Raw genomic sequence first — 17304 nt, forward strand, 5'->3', positions numbered from 1 at the left:
GTGTATCTGTCGGTTTGGCAAAGTTGTTTATATGTATTGCAAGATGAATTGCCTTCGCAGCAATTCAGTATGTGGGTCAGACCACTTCAAGCAGAAAGTACCGAAGATACCTTGACGATTTATGCGCCTAATCGTTTCGTACTTGATTGGGTGAGAGAGAAGTACTTAAATAGAATAAATGAATTATTGGTAGAAATTTGTGGTGTAGAAGCACCCGAGTTACGCTTTGATGTAGGTAGCAAGCCGCTATTAAATGCACAAGCTGCACCAGTGGTTGAAACACAATCAGCGCCAAGCACGCAATCAACGGCAAAACAACCGCCTCGAGAACAAAAACCGGTTGTAGAGCCAGCTCCTAAATCTGGTTATAAATCAAACATTAAAGAAAACTATACCTTTGATAGTTTTGTTGAGGGTAAATCTAACCAATTAGCAAAAGCGGCTGCCACTCAGGTAGCAGATAATCCTGGCTCTGCATTTAATCCTGTTTTTATTTACGGTGGTACGGGCTTAGGTAAAACGCATTTATTACATGCGGTAGGCAACGGTATTATGGCCAATAAGCCAGATGCTAAAATTGTCTACATGCATTCAGAACGCTTTGTGCAAGACATGGTTAAAGCACTGCAAAATAATGCGATCGAAGAGTTTAAGCGTTATTACCGCAGTGTTGATGCACTCATGATTGATGACATACAATTTTTTGCTAATAAAGAACGTTCACAAGAAGAGTTCTTTCATACCTTTAATGCATTATTAGAAGGTAACCAGCAAATTATTTTAACCTCTGACCGTTATCCTAAAGAGATAGAAGGGGTTGAAGACCGCCTTAAATCTCGTTTTGGTTGGGGATTAACTATCGCGATTGAGCCGCCAGAGCTTGAAACACGCGTTGCCATTTTGATGAAAAAAGCCCAGCAAAGTAAAATTAATTTACCGCATGAAGTGGCATTTTTTATCGCTAAAAAATTACGTTCAAACGTACGTGAACTTGAAGGGGCTTTAAACCGTGTAATTGCTAATGCAAACTTTACCGGCCGCCCAATTTCTATCGACTTTGTAAAAGAAGCACTGCGTGATTTACTCGCACTGCAAGATAAACTAGTCACCATAGACAATATTCAACGTACGGTAGCAGAATACTATAGAATACGTGTGTCTGATTTACTGTCTAAGCGCCGCAGTCGCTCTATAGCAAGGCCGCGCCAAGTTGCCATGGCATTATCTAAAGAACTCACTAATCACAGCTTACCTGAGATTGGGGATGCCTTTGGTGGGCGTGACCATACAACAGTACTGCACGCGTGTCGCAAAGTTAAATCATTACGTGACGAAAGCCACGAGATTAAAGAAGATTACCAAAATTTAATAAGAACATTGTCATCTTAGGGCTGACTTTATTATGCAAATAACAATATCAAGAGAACAATTTTTAAAACCATTGGTGCAAGTATCGGGTGCCATAGAGCGTAAGCATACGTTACCTATTTTATCTAACGTATTACTCGTGGTAGAAAATGGCCAGCTTTCAATGACAGGGACCGACCTTGAAATTGAATTAGTGGCGAGCGTGTTTGTAGGTGATGATGTTGCCGATACCAAGCTCACATTACCGGCTAAAAAATTACTCGATATTTGTAAAAGTTTACCGGATGGTTCTGATCTTACATTAAGCTTACAAGATCATCAGTTACTTTTAACCAGTGGTAAAAGTCGTTTTTCATTGACCACATTAGCGGCTGAAGATTTTCCTAATTTAGAGCAGTGGGATGGTGAAGTTGAATTTCAACTAACGCGTTTAGAGTTACGTAAATTACTTGAAAGCACGCACTTTTCAATGGCAAACCAAGATGTGCGTTATTACTTAAACGGCATGTCGTTTGAAGTTGATAACAGAGATATAAAAACAGTCGCCACTGATGGGCACCGTTTAGCGATTGCACAAAAGCAACTAGGTCAGTCATTAAATACACAGCGCCAATTAATTATACCGCGCAAAGGCGTGCAAGAAATTATGCGCCTAATGGTTGCCGACCAAGAGTTAGTCACTATTCAGTTTGGTGCTAACCACATCCGTATTATTGATATTGAGTTTACTTTTACGAGTAAATTAGTTGATGGCCGTTTCCCTGATTACCGCCGTGTTTTACCACGCGGTGGCGATAAAGTTATTACAGCAAACAGAGAATGGTTACGTAATGCATTTCAACGCGTATCGATTTTATCGAACGAAAAGTTTCGTGGTGTACGTTTAAATTTATCAAACGGTTTATTAAAAATTACGGCTAACAACCCAGAGCAAGAACAAGCGGAAGAAGTAGTTGAAGTAATGTACGAGGGCGATGACCTAGAAATAGGGTTTAATGTGTCTTACGTGCTTGATGTATTAAATACATTAAAAACTGAAGATGTGTTATTTACACTTGCCGATTCAAATAGCAGTGCACTAATAGAAGGTGCAGGCGATGAAGAAGCGATGTACGTCGTTATGCCTATGCGTTTATAAGATTATAAATACATAATGAGCTTAAGTCATTTGAGCCTCAAATATTTTCGTAATATTGAGGCGCTGACGCTAGAACCAGTTAATGGCGTTAATATAATTTATGGTGAAAACGGCAGCGGAAAAACCAGCCTTTTAGAGGCTATATATTACCTTTCTCACGGCAAATCTTTTCGAACTTCTAAACATAAAAGTATTATTGCACACCAGCAAGATCAGTTTGTTATTCATGGCCGCAAAGCGTTATACGATTTATCTATCCCTATTGGTATTAGTAAAACCCAAGCGGGTGAAACCAATTTAAAAATCCAGGGTAAGGCGAGTCGAAAAGTATCTGAACTTGCCCAGTTAATGCCGGTCCAAATAATAACACCAGAAAGCTACTCACTATTTTTTGGCGGTCCTAAGGAGCGCAGAAAATTTTTAGACTTAGGTTTGTTCCACGTGGAACATGAGTTTTTTTTCTTATGGCAATCGTTTAATAAAGTGCTTAAACAACGCAACGCCTTATTAAAATCTAAGCCTAAGAATTATTTTGACCAAATCAAGTTTTGGGACAAAGAATTTGTTAGACTGGCTGAACAAATAAATAAATTAAGAATCGCGTATATAACTAGGTTTAAGCAGCAATTTTTTGATAAAATGTGTGCAGAATTAACGCTAATACGCGATTTAGAAATTAGCTTCAATGCGGGCTGGAAAGAGAGTGAATCTCTTTGTGATGCGTTAGAGCAAAGTTTTGAGCGAGATGCTCGCCAAGGCTTTACAAGTAAAGGCCCTCATAAGGCTGATTTTAGTTTTAGTGTCGCTGGCAGCAGTGTTGAGAATGTATTCTCACGCGGGCAATTAAAGTTATTGTTGTATGCGTTAAAAGTAACGCAAAATAGCTTAATTGAGTCAGAGACAGATAAGCAATCTATATTGCTAATAGATGATCTACCTTCAGAACTAAGCGAAGATACAAAAGAGAAAGTGGGCCAGTTATTGACTCACTGTAGTTCTCAAATATTTATTTCTTCAATTTTATCTGAAAGTATTTCTGCTGTGGTGGAACCCATGCAACGAGAACTAAAAATGTTCCACGTGAAACATGGCAACCTAATAACAAGATAAGTGGGATTAACCATGTCTGAGAATTATGATTCGTCGAGTATTAAAGTACTTAAAGGATTAGATGCAGTAAGAAAGCGTCCTGGTATGTATATAGGGGACACCGATGATGGTACGGGCTTACATCACATGGTGTTTGAGGTCGTTGATAACTCTATCGATGAGGCCTTAGCGGGTCACTGTGATGATATTTATGTCACTATTCACTTAGACGGTTCGGTATCTGTAAGAGATAACGGCCGTGGTATTCCTACTTCTATACATGAAGAAGAAGGTGTATCTGCAGCTGAAGTAATTATGACGGTGCTACACGCCGGTGGTAAGTTTGATGATAACTCTTATAAAGTATCAGGTGGCTTACACGGTGTTGGTGTATCGGTAGTAAATGCATTATCAGAAAAATTAAAACTAACCATTCGTCGTGAAGGTAAACTTCATGAGCAGTTTTACACTATGGGTGTACCTGATGCACCACTAGCTGTAATTGGTGATTCTGAAACAAATGGTACTGAAATTCGTTTTTGGCCAAGTGGCGAAACGTTCACTAACCTTGATTTTCATTACGATATTTTAGCAAAGCGTTTACGCGAGCTGTCGTTTTTGAATTCAGGTGTAAGTATCATATTAAGCGATGAGCGCGAAGAAAATAAAAGCGACCACTTTAAGTACGAAGGCGGTATCAGAGCATTCGTTGAATACCTAAACCGCAATAAAACACCAGTGCATAAAGGGGTATTCCATTTTACTCACGAACGTGAAGAAGATGGTATTAGTGTAGAAGTATCAATGCAGTGGAATGATGCATTCCAAGAAAACATTTACTGTTTCACAAATAATATTCCTCAACGTGATGGTGGTACTCACTTAGCTGGTTTTAGATCGGCGCTAACGCGTACGCTCAATAACTACATGGAAAAAGAAGGCTTTAACAAAAAAGCTAAAACAACCAGTAATGCAACGGGCGATGATGCGCGTGAAGGCTTAACTGCAGTTGTGAGTGTTAAAGTACCTGATCCAAAGTTCTCATCACAAACAAAAGACAAGCTAGTTTCTAGCGAAGTTAAGTCGGCAGTTGAGCAAGCAATGGCTGAAAAATTCACTGAGTTTTTATTGGAAAACCCATTGGATGCAAAAATTGTTGTTGGCAAAATTATTGATGCAGCACGCGCCCGTGAAGCAGCGCGTAAAGCGCGTGAAATGACACGTCGTAAAGGCGCTATGGACTTAGCTGGTTTACCAGGTAAATTAGCTGATTGCCAAGAAAAAGATCCAGCCCAATCTGAACTATACATAGTGGAGGGTGACTCAGCTGGCGGTTCAGCCAAGCAGGGTCGTAACCGTAAGAATCAAGCGATTCTTCCGCTTAAAGGTAAAATCTTAAACGTAGAAAAAGCACGTTTTGATAAAATGCTTTCTTCACAAGAAGTGGCAACGCTAATTACTGCATTAGGTTGTGGTATTGGCCGTGACGAATATAACCCAGAAAAACTACGTTACCACCGTATCATCATCATGACCGATGCCGACGTGGATGGCTCTCACATTCGTACCTTGCTACTAACGTTCTTCTACCGTCAAATGCCGGAAATTGTTGAACGTGGTTACATTTATATTGCTCAGCCACCTCTTTATAAAGTGAAAAAAGGTAAGCAAGAGCGCTATATTAAAGATGACCCTGCATTAGTTGATTACCTTACATCTTTAGCGCTAAGTAATGCTGCTCTTTACACGAGTGATAGTGCAGAAGCGGTTGATGGTGAAGCGTTAGAAGCAATCGTTCATGATTACCAAAACACGGTTAAAGTTATCGAGCGCTTAAAGCGTAAGTATCCAAACACAGTGATGAACCGTTTGATTTACCAAAGCGAGCTGAAAAAAGAAGACCTTTCAGACGAGGCTAAGGTAATTGCTTGGACTAAAGAGCTTGTTGATGACTTAGTTGCGCGTGATGAAGATGCAACTATTTTCCACGCAGGTACTGAGCACGATACAGAGCGTAATTTATATTACCCTGTTGTGAATATTCGTCAGCATGGTGTGGATAAAGCGCATGTACTTCATTATGACTTTATTACTTCAAGAGATTACCAACGTATTGCTGTAACAGGTAAAAATATTGCTAATATCATCACTGAGGGTGCTTACATCCAACGCGGTGAAAAAACAAAACCTGTTGATAACTTTGTGGATGCATTGGAATGGTTGATCGCAGAATCTAAGCGTGGGATCTATATTCAACGCTATAAAGGACTAGGTGAAATGAACCCAAATCAACTTTGGGAAACCACCATGGATCCAAGCGCACGCCGTATGTTGCAAGTGACGATTGAAGATGCTGTTGCAGCGGATCAATTATTTGCCACGTTAATGGGCGATCAAGTTGAGCCTCGTCGTGAGTTCATAGAAACGAATGCACTGCGTGTGGTTAACTTAGACGTATAATTAAATTATGCTAATCACAAAAAAGGAGCCTTAGGCTCCTTTTTTATTTTCTCAATTGCACAAACTGCTTAAAACCTGAGTGTGCACAAGGTATACTGAGGGTAATTTTCACGCTACTTCTCAGATAGTAAAAAGCCAAAATATGCAAAAATATGACGTTAAAACCTTTCAAGGTTTGATCCTGGCTTTACAGGATTATTGGGCACAGCAAGGCTGTGTCATTATTCAACCACTTGACATGGAAGTGGGCGCAGGGACATTTCACCCGCAAACATTTTTAAAATCAATTGGCCCAGAGCCTATGTCGAGCGCTTACGTTCAACCGTGTCGTCGACCTACCGATGGTCGTTACGGTGAAAACCCAAACCGCTTACAACATTACTACCAATTCCAAGTTGTGTTAAAGCCATCTCCAGATAATATCCAAGAGCTTTATTTAGGCTCTTTAGCGGCGATGGGTATTGATACCCTCACTCACGAAGTGCGCTTTGTAGAAGATAACTGGGAATCACCAACGCTGGGTGCATGGGGACTGGGCTGGGAAATTTGGTTAAATGGCATGGAGGTAACCCAGTTTACCTACTTCCAGCAGGTGGGCGGCTTAGAATGCTCACCGGTCACAGGTGAAATTACCTACGGCCTAGAGCGTTTAGCAATGTATATTCAAGGCGTAGATAGCATTTACGACTTAGTATGGGCAGACGGTCCATTAGGGCGCGTAACCTACGGTGATGTATTCCATCAAAACGAAGTAGAGCAGTCTACTTATAATTTTGAACATGCAAACGTAGAAGACTTATTTGCACAGTTTGATAAGTGCGAAGCAGAAAGCCAAAAGTTAATTGAAGCAAACTTACCATTACCTGCCTACGAGCAAGTAATGAAAGCATCGCACGCATTTAACTTATTAGACGCACGTCATGCTATTTCGGTGACCGAGCGTCAACGTTACATTTTACGCGTTCGTGCATTATCAAAAGCGTGTGCACAAAGTTATTACGATGCACGTGAAGCGCTTGGTTTCCCGCTGTGTAAGGATAAGTAAGCATGTCAGCAGAAAATTTATTAGTAGAAATTGGCACCGAAGAATTGCCACCAAAATCACTTCGTAAATTAGCCGAAGCCTTTGCTGCAAACTTAACAGCAGAACTTGAAAGCTTAGAACTTGCTCACCAAGGTGTGAGCTGGTATGCATCACCTCGTCGTTTAGGTTTACAAGTAAAAGCGCTAGACGCTAAACAACAAGACAAAGAAGTTGAAAAACGCGGCCCTGCAACTAAAGCGGCATTTGACGCTGAGGGCAACCCAACCAAAGCAGCCATGGGTTGGGCTCGTGGTTGTGGAATTGAAGTAAAAGATGCGCAAACACTCGAAACCGATAAAGGCGCATGGTTATTACATATTGCTAAAGTAGCAGGGCAAGAAACCAAATTACTAATGGCTGATGCAATTAGTAAAGCGCTTGCTAAATTACCTATTCCTAAACCAATGCGTTGGGGCGCGAATAAAACACAATTTATTCGCCCTGTGCATACAGTCACTATTCTACTGGGTAGTGAACTAATAGAAGGTGAGATACTGGGTAAGCAAGTGAGCAATCAACTGCAAGGCCATCGTTTTCATCATCCAGAAAAAATTAGCATTAACCATGCTGATGATGTGTTTGACGTACTTAAATCAGCTTACGTGATAGCTGACTACGAACAGCGTAAAGCACAAATTCGTGCGCAAATAGAAGACGCCGCAAAAGCAGTTAATGCCGTAGTTGCTATGGATGAAGATTTACTTGAAGAAGTCACTTCATTGGTTGAATGGCCAGTAACGCTAACAGCTACATTTGAAGAAGCATTTTTAGATGTGCCAGCCGAAGCGCTTATTTACACCATGAAAGACGATCAAAAATACTTCCCGTTATTAGATCAAAACGGCAAACTTTTAAATAAGTTTTTGTTTGTTTCTAACATCGAAAGTAAAGATCCAAGTGTGGTTATTTCTGGTAACGAAAAAGTAGTGCGCCCGCGTTTAGCTGATGCGCAGTTCTTCTTTGAAACAGATAAAAAGAAAACACTTGAAAGCCGACTTGAGTCGCTAGACAGCGTTTTATTCCAAAAGCAGTTGGGCACACTTAAAGATAAGTCACAGCGTATCAGTGAACTTGCCGGTTACATTGCAGAGCAACTAGGTGCAGATAAAGCACTAGCAGCGCGTGCTGGCTTATTAAGTAAAACCGATTTAATGACCGAAATGGTGATGGAATTTACCGACGTACAAGGTGTAATGGGAATGCATTACGCACGTCATGACGGTGAAGCTGAAGATGTCGCTGTTGCGCAAAACGAGCAGTACATGCCACGCTTTGCTGGCGATAACTTACCAACGAGTTTGATCAGCTGTGCAGTGGCTATTGCTGATAAGTTTGACACGCTGGTGGGTATTTTTGGTATAGGCCAAGCACCAAAAGGTGATAAAGACCCATTTGCACTTCGTCGTGCGGCCATTGGTGCATTACGTATCATGGTAGAAAAGCAGCTACCACTTGATATTTTAGACCTGGTTGCTAAATCACAAACCTTGTTTGGTGAAAAGCTGACTAACCTAAATGTATCAACCGATGTATTCGAATTTATGCTAGGGCGTTTCCGTGCTTGGTATCAAGATGAAGGCATTGAGGTAGATGTAATTCAAGCGGTACTTGCGCGCCGTCCAACGAAGCCTGTTGATTTTGACCGTCGAGTTAAAGCCGTGAGCCATTTCCGTACGTTAGACGCCGCAGAATCGCTTGCAGCCGCTAATAAGCGTGTAAGTAATATTCTGGCTAAAAACAACATTACAACGCAAGGTGATGTTGATCAGAGCTTACTAAGTGACGACGCAGAAAAAGTATTGGCTACGCAAGTTGCAAAATTTGCCACTGATTTAGCACCACTGTACAGCGATGGAAACTACCAAGAGGCATTAAGCCAATTAGCAGGCATTCGTGACAGTGTTGATAACTTTTTTGACAATGTCATGGTAATGGCCGACGATGAAGCGGTTAAGCAAAACCGCCTTGCGCTTTTAAGTCAGTTAAGTGGGTTATTTTTAGAAATTGCAGATATTTCTGTATTACAAAAATAACAGCTAACAGCTATTAAAAAAGCCAGCATAATGCTGGCTTTTTAGTGTTTTATTTATATTAGTTAATAGAGGATTCACCATGAAGCTCCCAATGAAACGCATTTTCACGTTAGCCTTAGTGGGCTTATTGAGTGCTTGTACCAGCCAAATTTCAATTAACGACGTGTTGCCGCAGCAAGAATTGGATCGCAGTATTTATTTAAGAGGGGACTTCACATTATGGGATGCCGAACCTCAATATCAATTTAAACAAGTTGGGCCTGCGCTTTACCAAGCCCAAGTTAGGTTTTCGACCCCAGGCAAAGTGTACGAATTTAAAATAGCGGATGCAGATTTTAGTGAAGGTTTTAACTGTGGCTACAGCGATTCACAGCCATCAGGGCAAAGCCTAACACTCGGCCAATCAACACGCGCCGACTGTAATACCATTTATAATTACTTTAGCTACACACCCGCAATCAAAGGGTCGTATATAGTCAGCATTGATTTTAGTGACTACGATGAGCCGCAAGTGACGATAACGAAGAAGTAAAAGCTGTCAGTCGTTAGTTTAAAGATAAAATAAAAAACCGTGCTTGATTTAACAAACACGGTTTTTTATTTTGAGCTGATAGCTGATAGCTGATAGCTGATAGCTGATAGCTGATAGCTGATAGCTTTACAACCCTTTCTTCACCACATATCTATACGGTGATTCTTCAACTTCTTTAGCCACTAGCGTGTGATCCATGAACGTACAAAAGCTGGGTATATCACGGGTAGTTGAGGGGTCGTCGGCAATAATAAGCAGTGTTTCGCCGTCGCTCATTTTGCGAATTGCAGCGCGTACCATCATCACAGGTTCTGGGCAGCGTAGGCCGATAGCATCTAATTGGTGATCGGGGTTATCAAAGCTCATAAAAATTACCTGTAAAAATAGTCGTGGCTTGGTTAGGTCGGGTAGTTTAGCGCAAATAAAGCTGTTGGTTAACTATTTTACGTATAACAAAACAGCTCAACTTATTAATAGATAATCTGAAATAAATTTAATGCACCCGATCACATTATTCATTTTAAACCTGCAAAAGCGGGTGGCATAAAAAAGGCGAACTAACTTGCGCTAGTTCGCCTTTTAATCACCAAGCTGGTTTTACATGTTAAAAACTAATTAGTCTTGAACACGTTCAAATACAGTAGCAATACCTTGGCCTAAACCAATACACATAGTCGCTAAACCGTATTTTGCGTTTTTGTCTTCCATTAAGTGAATAAGTGAGGTGCTAATACGCGAACCCGAACAACCCAGCGGGTGACCCAGTGCGATAGCGCCGCCATTTAAATTCACTTTTTCGTCAACCACATCCGCTAAACCTAAGTCTTTAAGTACGGGTAATGATTGTGCTGCGAATGCTTCGTTAAGTTCAGCAACATCGATGTCATCAATAGTAATACCAGCTTGTGCTAATGCTTTTTTACTTGCTGGTACTGGGCCGTAACCCATGATTGATGGATCGCAACCGGCAACGGCCATCGCTCGAATATATGCACGAATTGGTAAGCCAAGTTCTTTTGCTTTTTCTTCGCTCATCACTAACATAGCTGATGCGCCATCAGAAAGTGCTGAAGACGTACCCGCTGTAACAGAACCCGTAGCAGGGTTGAACACTGGGCGAAGTTGCGATAAGCCTTCAACGGTTGTTTCAGGGCGAATTACTTCATCATCTTCAACAAGGATAAGTGAACCGTCAGCATCGTGACCTTCCATTGCTAAAATTTCGCGGCGGAAACGGCCTTCAACTGTTGCAGCATGTGCACGTTGATGCGAGCGGTAAGCAAACTCATCTTGTTGCTCACGGCTAATACCGTGAATAGTAGCAAGGTACTCAGCAGTTAAACCCATAGAGCCAGAAGCTTGTGCAATTGATGTTGCTAAGCCAGGGTGAAAGTCGTTACCGTGAGTCATAGGTACGTGGCCCATGTGTTCAACACCACCAATTAGGTAAGTATCGCCAGCGCCAGTCATAATAGCGCGAGCAGCGTCATGCAATGCTTGCATTGATGAGCCACATAAACGGTTAACTGTGGTTGCTGGCACTGAATGTGGAATGCCTGCAAGTAGAGATGCGTTACGAGCAACGTTAAAACCTTGCTCTAAAGTTTGCTGTACACAACCCCAATAAATATCGTCAATTGACGCAGGGTCAACTGCTGGATTACGTTCTAATAAGCCTTTCATTAAATGAGCGCTTAAGTCTTCCGCACGTTTGTTTTTAAATACGCCGCCTTTTGAGCGACCCATTGGTGTGCGGATACAATCTACAATTACTGGATTATTCATGATATTAACCTTCCACCTTATAGAAAATACGGCCTTCTTCAGCCCACTTGCGAGTTTGCTCTGATACTTGGTAAATCGCACCTAGGTGAGCGTATTTGTCTGCTGCTGCAACAAAATTAGCTAAACCTGTTTGATCTAAGTAACGGAACGCGCCGCCTCTAAATGGAGGGAAACCAACACCGTATACAAGTGCCATATCAGCTTCTTGAGGAGAAGCAACAATGCCTTCTTGTAAACAAAGTAGCACTTCGTTGATCATTGGGATCATACAACGGTCAATGATTTCTTGTTTATCAAATTCTTTTGGTGCGTCTGTAATTGGTGCAAGTAGTTCAATCGCTGTTTGGTCATGCGATTTTTTAAGACGACCGCGACGGTCTGTTTCATACTTGTAAAAACCTGCTTTGTTCTTTTGACCAAAACGTTTTTCGTTAGCAAAAACAGTCACTGGATCTTTCTCTGCACGTGCCATACGTTCAGGGAAGCCGTCAGCCATTACGCCAGTACAATGGAAAGCAGTATCAATACCGACTACATCAAGTAGGTAAGCCGGACCCATAGGCCAGCCAAATACGTTTTCCATGACTTTATCTACTTTTGCAAAGTTAGCGCCTTCAACCACTAATTTGCTAAAGCCTGCAAAGTAAGGGAATAAAACACGGTTTACAAAAAAGCCTGGGCAATCGTTAACAACAATCGGCGATTTACCTAGTTTAAGTGCGTAATCAACTACGGCATTAATGGTTTTATCTGAGGTTTTTGCACCACGGATAATTTCTACTAATGGCATTTTTGGTACTGGGTTGAAAAAGTGCATACCACAGAAGTTTTCTGGTTTTTCAAGTGCTTCTGCAAGTAGGTCAATACAAATAGTCGATGTATTTGACGTGAGCACAGTGCCTTCTGGCATATTCTTTTCAAGATCAGCAAGTACGGCTTGCTTCACTTTAGGGTTCTCTACTACCGCTTCAACAATAATATTGGCGTTTTGTAGGTCTGCATCGTTAAGCGTTGGTTTGATTTTGCTAAGCGTTGCTAGCATTTTTTCCATCGGCATGTGGCCGCGCTTAACTTTTGCACCTAATAGCTTAGACGCTTCACCCATACCTAAATCAAGTGCATCCTGTTGGATGTCTTTCATTATGATTGGTGTACCTTTATAAGCAGATTGGTATGCAATACCGCCGCCCATAATACCTGCGCCTAATACAGCAGCTTGTTTAATTTCTACATCGCTGTGCTTAGCAAATTTACGTGCTTTACCTTTAATGTATTGATCCGCTAAAAAGATACCTGTTTGCGCGGCTGCTTCGTTGGTACGAGCAAGCTTTGCAAAGTTGGCATTTTCAATTGCCATTGCTTCGGCGCGTGAGCAGTTTGCTGCTGCTTTAATAGTGCGAACGGCCATAACTGGAGCAGGATAGTGGCCTTTGGTTTTACCCATTACCATACCTTCTGCCATTGCAAAGCTCATGCCTTGCTCAACACGGTTTAATTTAAGCGGTTGTAATTTTACAGCGCGTTTTGCTTGCCAATCTAGCTTGCCAGCAATCGCTAATTCTAATGTTGCTATGCTTGACTCTTGTAGTTTGTTGGCACTAACTACTGCGTCAAACGCACCTACTTTAAGGGCATCAGCTGCGCGATTTTCGTTACCTGTGGTGATCCACATCATCGCGTTATCGGCACCAATAATGCGCGGAAGGCGCACTGTACCGCCAAATCCAGGCATTATGCCTAATTTAACTTCTGGTAAACCCATTTTTGCTGAGTCACTTGCAACACGATAATCGGTAGCAAGTGCCCACTCACAGCCACCGCCAAGCGCCAAGCCGTTTATAACACTTAGTGTTGGGAATGGTAAATCTTCAATTGCATCAAAAACGTCAGTTGCATTTTTGATCCACGTTACTAATTCTGCTTCAGGTTTAGTAAAAGTAGGTAAAAATTCGAAGATATCTGCACCAATGATAAAGTGGTCTTTATCACTGGTAAAAATCATGCCTTTAATATCAGCGTTAGCGGCTAATTCTTTTAATGCTGCCGCGCAATCTGAAAGAGTTTGTTGAGATAATGTGTTTACAGAACCTGTAGCACAAAACTTAAACTCGGCGATGTTTTCCTTCACGAAGCTAACTTCAAAGGAATCGCTTTTATATAACATTATTATTCTCCCTAGTTGATGAACTAAGACTGGTACGATGAGTTCATATTCAGACCAGTGTGCTTGCTTTAAATTAAAAATGCAACGAAAAATTTATCTTGGTTACAAACGTCTGGTTAAAATATAGCTGGTTTGGTGCTAAGGTGGGTTTGAAAGTTTTCTTTATTCATTTTATTGCGCTGTCTTGGTGTTCATAGCTTGGGTTTTATTAGAATAAATAGTACAGCTGTGTATGTGCTGTTGTTTACTTACTCTTCGCCACACTTCGTCAGCCTTGAAGGTTACTATGCCCTAAAGGACATTATGAAAAAATACTTATTAAGCGTAGCGGCAGCGACTCTATTTATTTCTTTTACCTCTGCCAACGCGAAAACTGATATTGATGCATTTTTAGACGCTGAAAAACAGGCGCGCTATGGCAATTATCAAAATTTTAAAGAAGCGGTGGATTCATTGTCTCATCCGCTTAAACCGTATGTTGAAAAAGCCTATTGGGAACGTTACCCCAGCTTAGCCCACCAAACAGAGATAGAAAATTTTCTCACTGTTTATGAACATACGCCATTAGAGTGGCCAGTGCGTAAAGCATGGTTAAACTATTTAAAACGCAGAAATCAAAAAGCAGCGTTTATTAAAAACTACCGTGAAACCTCTGACAGTGAGCTTACTTGTACCCACCTTACTTTTCAGCTTGATCTTGGTGCGCCTAAAAAAGCAATACTCAATCAGGTAACCGACTTATGGACAGTGGGTGAGTCGCAGCCAAGTGAATGCGATGGCCTTTTTAAACGCTGGCGTCAAAATGGTTATTTAACGCCCGATGTTGTTTGGCAACGTGTCACTTTAGCGGCACAAGGTGGGTCTTATCGTTTACTGCCTTATTTAAAAACATTGTTGCCAGCCAATGAGCGCTACTTAGCCGATTTATACTCAAAAGTAAGACGTGACCCAAGTGCAGCGGCGGGGTTATACCGTTATAAGCGCAAAACAGTGAAAGAGGGTGAAATAGCGCTTTACGGTATTAAGCGTTTAATTTGGCGTGATAAAGAGTTGGCATTAAAGGCATGGCAAAAAATTGAGGGGTTATTTGATTACACTGATGATGAAAAAGCGGATGTATATTATACCTTTGCGCTTTCATTGGCGTCGAGCGGCCATAGCCAAGCGAGCTTCTATTTAAATAAAGTACCCAAAGAGCGCCAAGATCGTAAATTAATGCAATGGCAGTTAGCTAATCTACTCAAAACCCAAGATTGGGAGGGAATTGCGGCATTTTTTACAGGTAAAGAAAATCTTAGCTTAGGGCAACAGTATTGGCTTGCTTATAGTTATGACAAACGCGCAGATCATGAAAAAGCCAAGGCAATTTGGACTAAAGTGGCCGCTAATCGTGATTATTACGGCTTTTTAGCCGCTGCACGTTTGGGCATACCGGTTGATTTAAATGAGTTGCCCGTTAATGTAAATCAAGCTTTAGTAACAAGAGTGAGTAATGCACCGGGCTTTAAGCGTGCCAAAGCTTTGTATGAGTTAGAGCGCTTTACTGCTGCTCGACGCGAGTGGAATTATTTAACTGATACCTCAGCTGATGATGAAAAATTAGCTGCGTCGGTACTTGCAGCCGAGCTGGATTGGTTTGATAGTACTATATTCACCCTAGCAAAAATAAAAGCATGGGATTATGTGGATTTGCGTTTCCCTTTTGCATTTCAAGAAATGTTTGAGCGTTACAGCAAGCGAAGCAAAATTGACCTAACTTGGAGTATTGCTATAGCACGTCGCGAAAGCTCATTTGCACCTGATGCGCGCTCCCATGCAAATGCACGCGGGTTAATGCAGCTATTACCGAGTACGGCAAAGTATATTAATAAAGGCACGGTTTCTAATCGTCGTTTGTATCAACCAAAAACCAACATTCGTCTTGGGACTCGTTATTTACAGTATTTAAAAAAGAAAAACCACGGCAATGAGGTGTTAGCTACAGCATCTTATAACGCTGGGTATCATCGTATTAAGCGTTGGTTACCAGAAGAAGCAATGCCGGCTGAGCTATGGGTTGAACTTATTCCTTACAGAGAAACCCGAGATTATGTAAAAAATGTATTTGCTTATCGGCAGGTTTATCATACTCGCCTTGGTCGGGAGGGAAACCTTCTAGCCCCCATATTAGAAATGACGATGGGCGGATAGTAAAAATAAATCTACAACCACAGAGGGATATTTACACAGTAAGTATCCCTCTTTTTTGAGCGCTTTGTGTATAAGTGGTAGACTCAAAGCAAGTTAAATTTAACAGATGGGTTTATTATGGAAAAATTAGCCGTTTTATACGCCGAACATATTGCAACATTGCAGCAGCGTACACGTACTATTTGTGAGCAAGAAGGGTTAGAAGGATTAGTCATTCATTCAGGCCAAGCTAAGCGCCAATTTTTAGATGATATGTATTACCCGTTTAAAGTTAACCCTCATTTTAAAGCGTGGCTACCGGTTATTGATAATCCACATTGCTGGATTGTGGTAAATGGTAGCGATAAGCCAAAACTTATTTTTTATCGCCCAATTGATTTTTGGCATAAAGTACCTGATGAGCCAAGAGATTTTTGGGCAGAATACTTCGATATTGAATTGTTATTACAACCCGATCAGGTTGAAAAGCTACTACCTTACGATAAAGCTAAATTTGCCTACATTGGTGAATACCTCGAAGTAGCACAAGCACTTGGCTTTAGTATTATGAACCCTGAGCCAGTACTTAACTATATTCATTACCACCGTGCTTATAAAACGCAATATGAACTTGAATGTTTACGTAATGCGAATCGTATTGCGGTTGATGGCCATAAAGCAGCGCGTGATGCGTTTTTTAATGGTGGTAGCGAGTTTGATATTCAGCAAGCTTACTTAATGGCAACGCGCCAAAGTGAAAACGAAATGCCATATGGCAATATTGTGGCACTTAACGAAAACTGCGCTATTTTGCACTACACCCATTTTGAGCCAAAAGCACCACAAACGCATAATTCATTTTTAATTGATGCGGGCGCTAATTTTAATGGTTACGCTGCGGATATTACCCGTACCTACGACTTTAAAAAGCAGGGTGAGTTTGCTGACTTAGTTAACGCTATGACAGCGCATCAAATTGAGTTAGGAAAAAGCTTAAAGCCAGGTTTACTGTATGGCGATCTGCATATTGATTGTCATAACCGTATTGCTCAGCTATTAAGTGATTTTGATATTGTTAAACTACCTGCAGCCGAAATTGTTGAGCGTCAAATTACCTCAACTTTCTTCCCGCATGGCTTAGGGCATCATTTAGGTGCACAGGTTCACGATGTGGGTGGTTTTATGCGTGATGAAACAGGGGCACATCAAGCGCCACCAGAGGGTCATCCATTCTTGCGCTGTACTCGCTTAATTGAGAAAAACCAAGTATTTACTATTGAGCCAGGTTTGTACTTTATTGACTCTTTATTAGGTGATTTAGCACAAACAGACAATAAGCAGTTTATTAACTGGGAAAAGGTCGAGGCGTTTAAACCTTTTGGCGGTATTCGTATCGAGGACAATATTATTGTTCACGAAGATAGCCTAGAAAATATGACGCGTAATTTATTACTCGACTAAATCCTTATAAAGACGAGTTAG

At 41.2% G+C, this 17304-nt stretch carries 12 protein-coding genes; 9 read left to right on the forward strand and 3 right to left on the reverse strand.

Annotated features, from left to right (window positions below; all coding sequences use genetic code 11):
• From dnaA to AAGD16_RS00035, 7 genes are all read left to right on the forward strand, one after another.
• Complete coding sequence (gene dnaA, locus AAGD16_RS00005) at positions 1-1389, forward strand: chromosomal replication initiator protein DnaA (RefSeq protein ID WP_010392708.1); 1389 nt, start codon at positions 1-3, stop codon at positions 1387-1389.
• A 13-nt stretch (positions 1390-1402) separates the two neighbouring features.
• Positions 1403-2506, forward strand: a complete 1104-nt coding sequence (dnaN, locus tag AAGD16_RS00010; RefSeq protein ID WP_058153948.1) for a DNA polymerase III subunit beta — start codon at positions 1403-1405, stop codon at positions 2504-2506.
• 15 nt (positions 2507-2521) lie between these two features.
• Positions 2522-3616, forward strand: coding sequence for a DNA replication/repair protein RecF (gene recF, locus AAGD16_RS00015; protein ID WP_028834900.1), 1095 nt, complete (start codon positions 2522-2524; stop codon positions 3614-3616).
• A 12-nt stretch (positions 3617-3628) separates the two neighbouring features.
• A complete protein-coding gene (gyrB, locus tag AAGD16_RS00020; protein ID WP_013463644.1) occupies positions 3629-6055 on the forward strand; it encodes a DNA topoisomerase (ATP-hydrolyzing) subunit B in 2427 nt (808 codons plus the stop codon).
• 142 nt (positions 6056-6197) lie between these two features.
• Positions 6198-7100, forward strand: coding sequence for a glycine--tRNA ligase subunit alpha (glyQ, locus tag AAGD16_RS00025; RefSeq protein ID WP_013463645.1), 903 nt, complete (start codon positions 6198-6200; stop codon positions 7098-7100).
• Positions 7101-7102: 2 nt separating this feature from the next.
• The gene (glyS, locus tag AAGD16_RS00030; RefSeq protein ID WP_377112868.1) at positions 7103-9172 is read left to right on the forward strand and encodes a glycine--tRNA ligase subunit beta; all 2070 of its coding nucleotides are present in this window, start codon (positions 7103-7105) and stop codon (positions 9170-9172) included.
• A gap of 79 nt (positions 9173-9251) precedes the next feature.
• Complete coding sequence (locus AAGD16_RS00035; protein ID WP_024601485.1) at positions 9252-9704, forward strand: hypothetical protein; 453 nt, start codon at positions 9252-9254, stop codon at positions 9702-9704.
• Between the two features lie 126 nt (positions 9705-9830).
• On the opposite strand, the gene tusA is transcribed toward AAGD16_RS00035, so the two are convergent.
• The 3 genes from tusA to fadB all read right to left on the reverse strand — a co-directional run bounded on the left by tusA (position 9831) and on the right by fadB (position 13653).
• Positions 9831-10070 (reverse strand): sulfurtransferase TusA, encoded by a 240-nt coding sequence (gene tusA, locus AAGD16_RS00040; protein ID WP_008112953.1) that lies wholly within the window; start codon positions 10068-10070, stop codon positions 9831-9833.
• Positions 10071-10319: 249 nt separating this feature from the next.
• Positions 10320-11489 carry an acetyl-CoA C-acyltransferase FadA gene (gene fadA, locus AAGD16_RS00045; RefSeq protein ID WP_013463651.1) on the reverse strand — a complete coding sequence of 390 codons (1170 nt, stop codon included), beginning with the start codon at positions 11487-11489 and terminating at the stop codon, positions 10320-10322.
• 4 nt (positions 11490-11493) lie between these two features.
• The gene (gene fadB, locus AAGD16_RS00050; protein WP_377112873.1) at positions 11494-13653 is read right to left on the reverse strand and encodes a fatty acid oxidation complex subunit alpha FadB; all 2160 of its coding nucleotides are present in this window, start codon (positions 13651-13653) and stop codon (positions 11494-11496) included.
• A 303-nt stretch (positions 13654-13956) separates the two neighbouring features.
• Here fadB and AAGD16_RS00055 point away from each other — a divergent pair, with 303 nt between their 5' ends.
• Both AAGD16_RS00055 and pepQ read left to right on the forward strand, forming a co-directional pair.
• Positions 13957-15843: a transglycosylase SLT domain-containing protein gene (locus tag AAGD16_RS00055; protein ID WP_377112876.1), complete on the forward strand. Its 1887-nt coding sequence runs from the start codon at positions 13957-13959 to the stop codon at positions 15841-15843.
• A gap of 117 nt (positions 15844-15960) precedes the next feature.
• On the forward strand, positions 15961-17283 hold the full coding sequence (gene pepQ, locus AAGD16_RS00060; protein WP_013463654.1) for a Xaa-Pro dipeptidase: 1323 nt from the start codon (positions 15961-15963) through the stop codon (positions 17281-17283).
• Positions 17284-17304: the final 21 nt, after the last annotated feature.

It is taken from the genome of Pseudoalteromonas sp. M58, from assembly GCF_042604605.1.
Classification (GTDB): domain Bacteria; phylum Pseudomonadota; class Gammaproteobacteria; order Enterobacterales; family Alteromonadaceae; genus Pseudoalteromonas; species Pseudoalteromonas tetraodonis.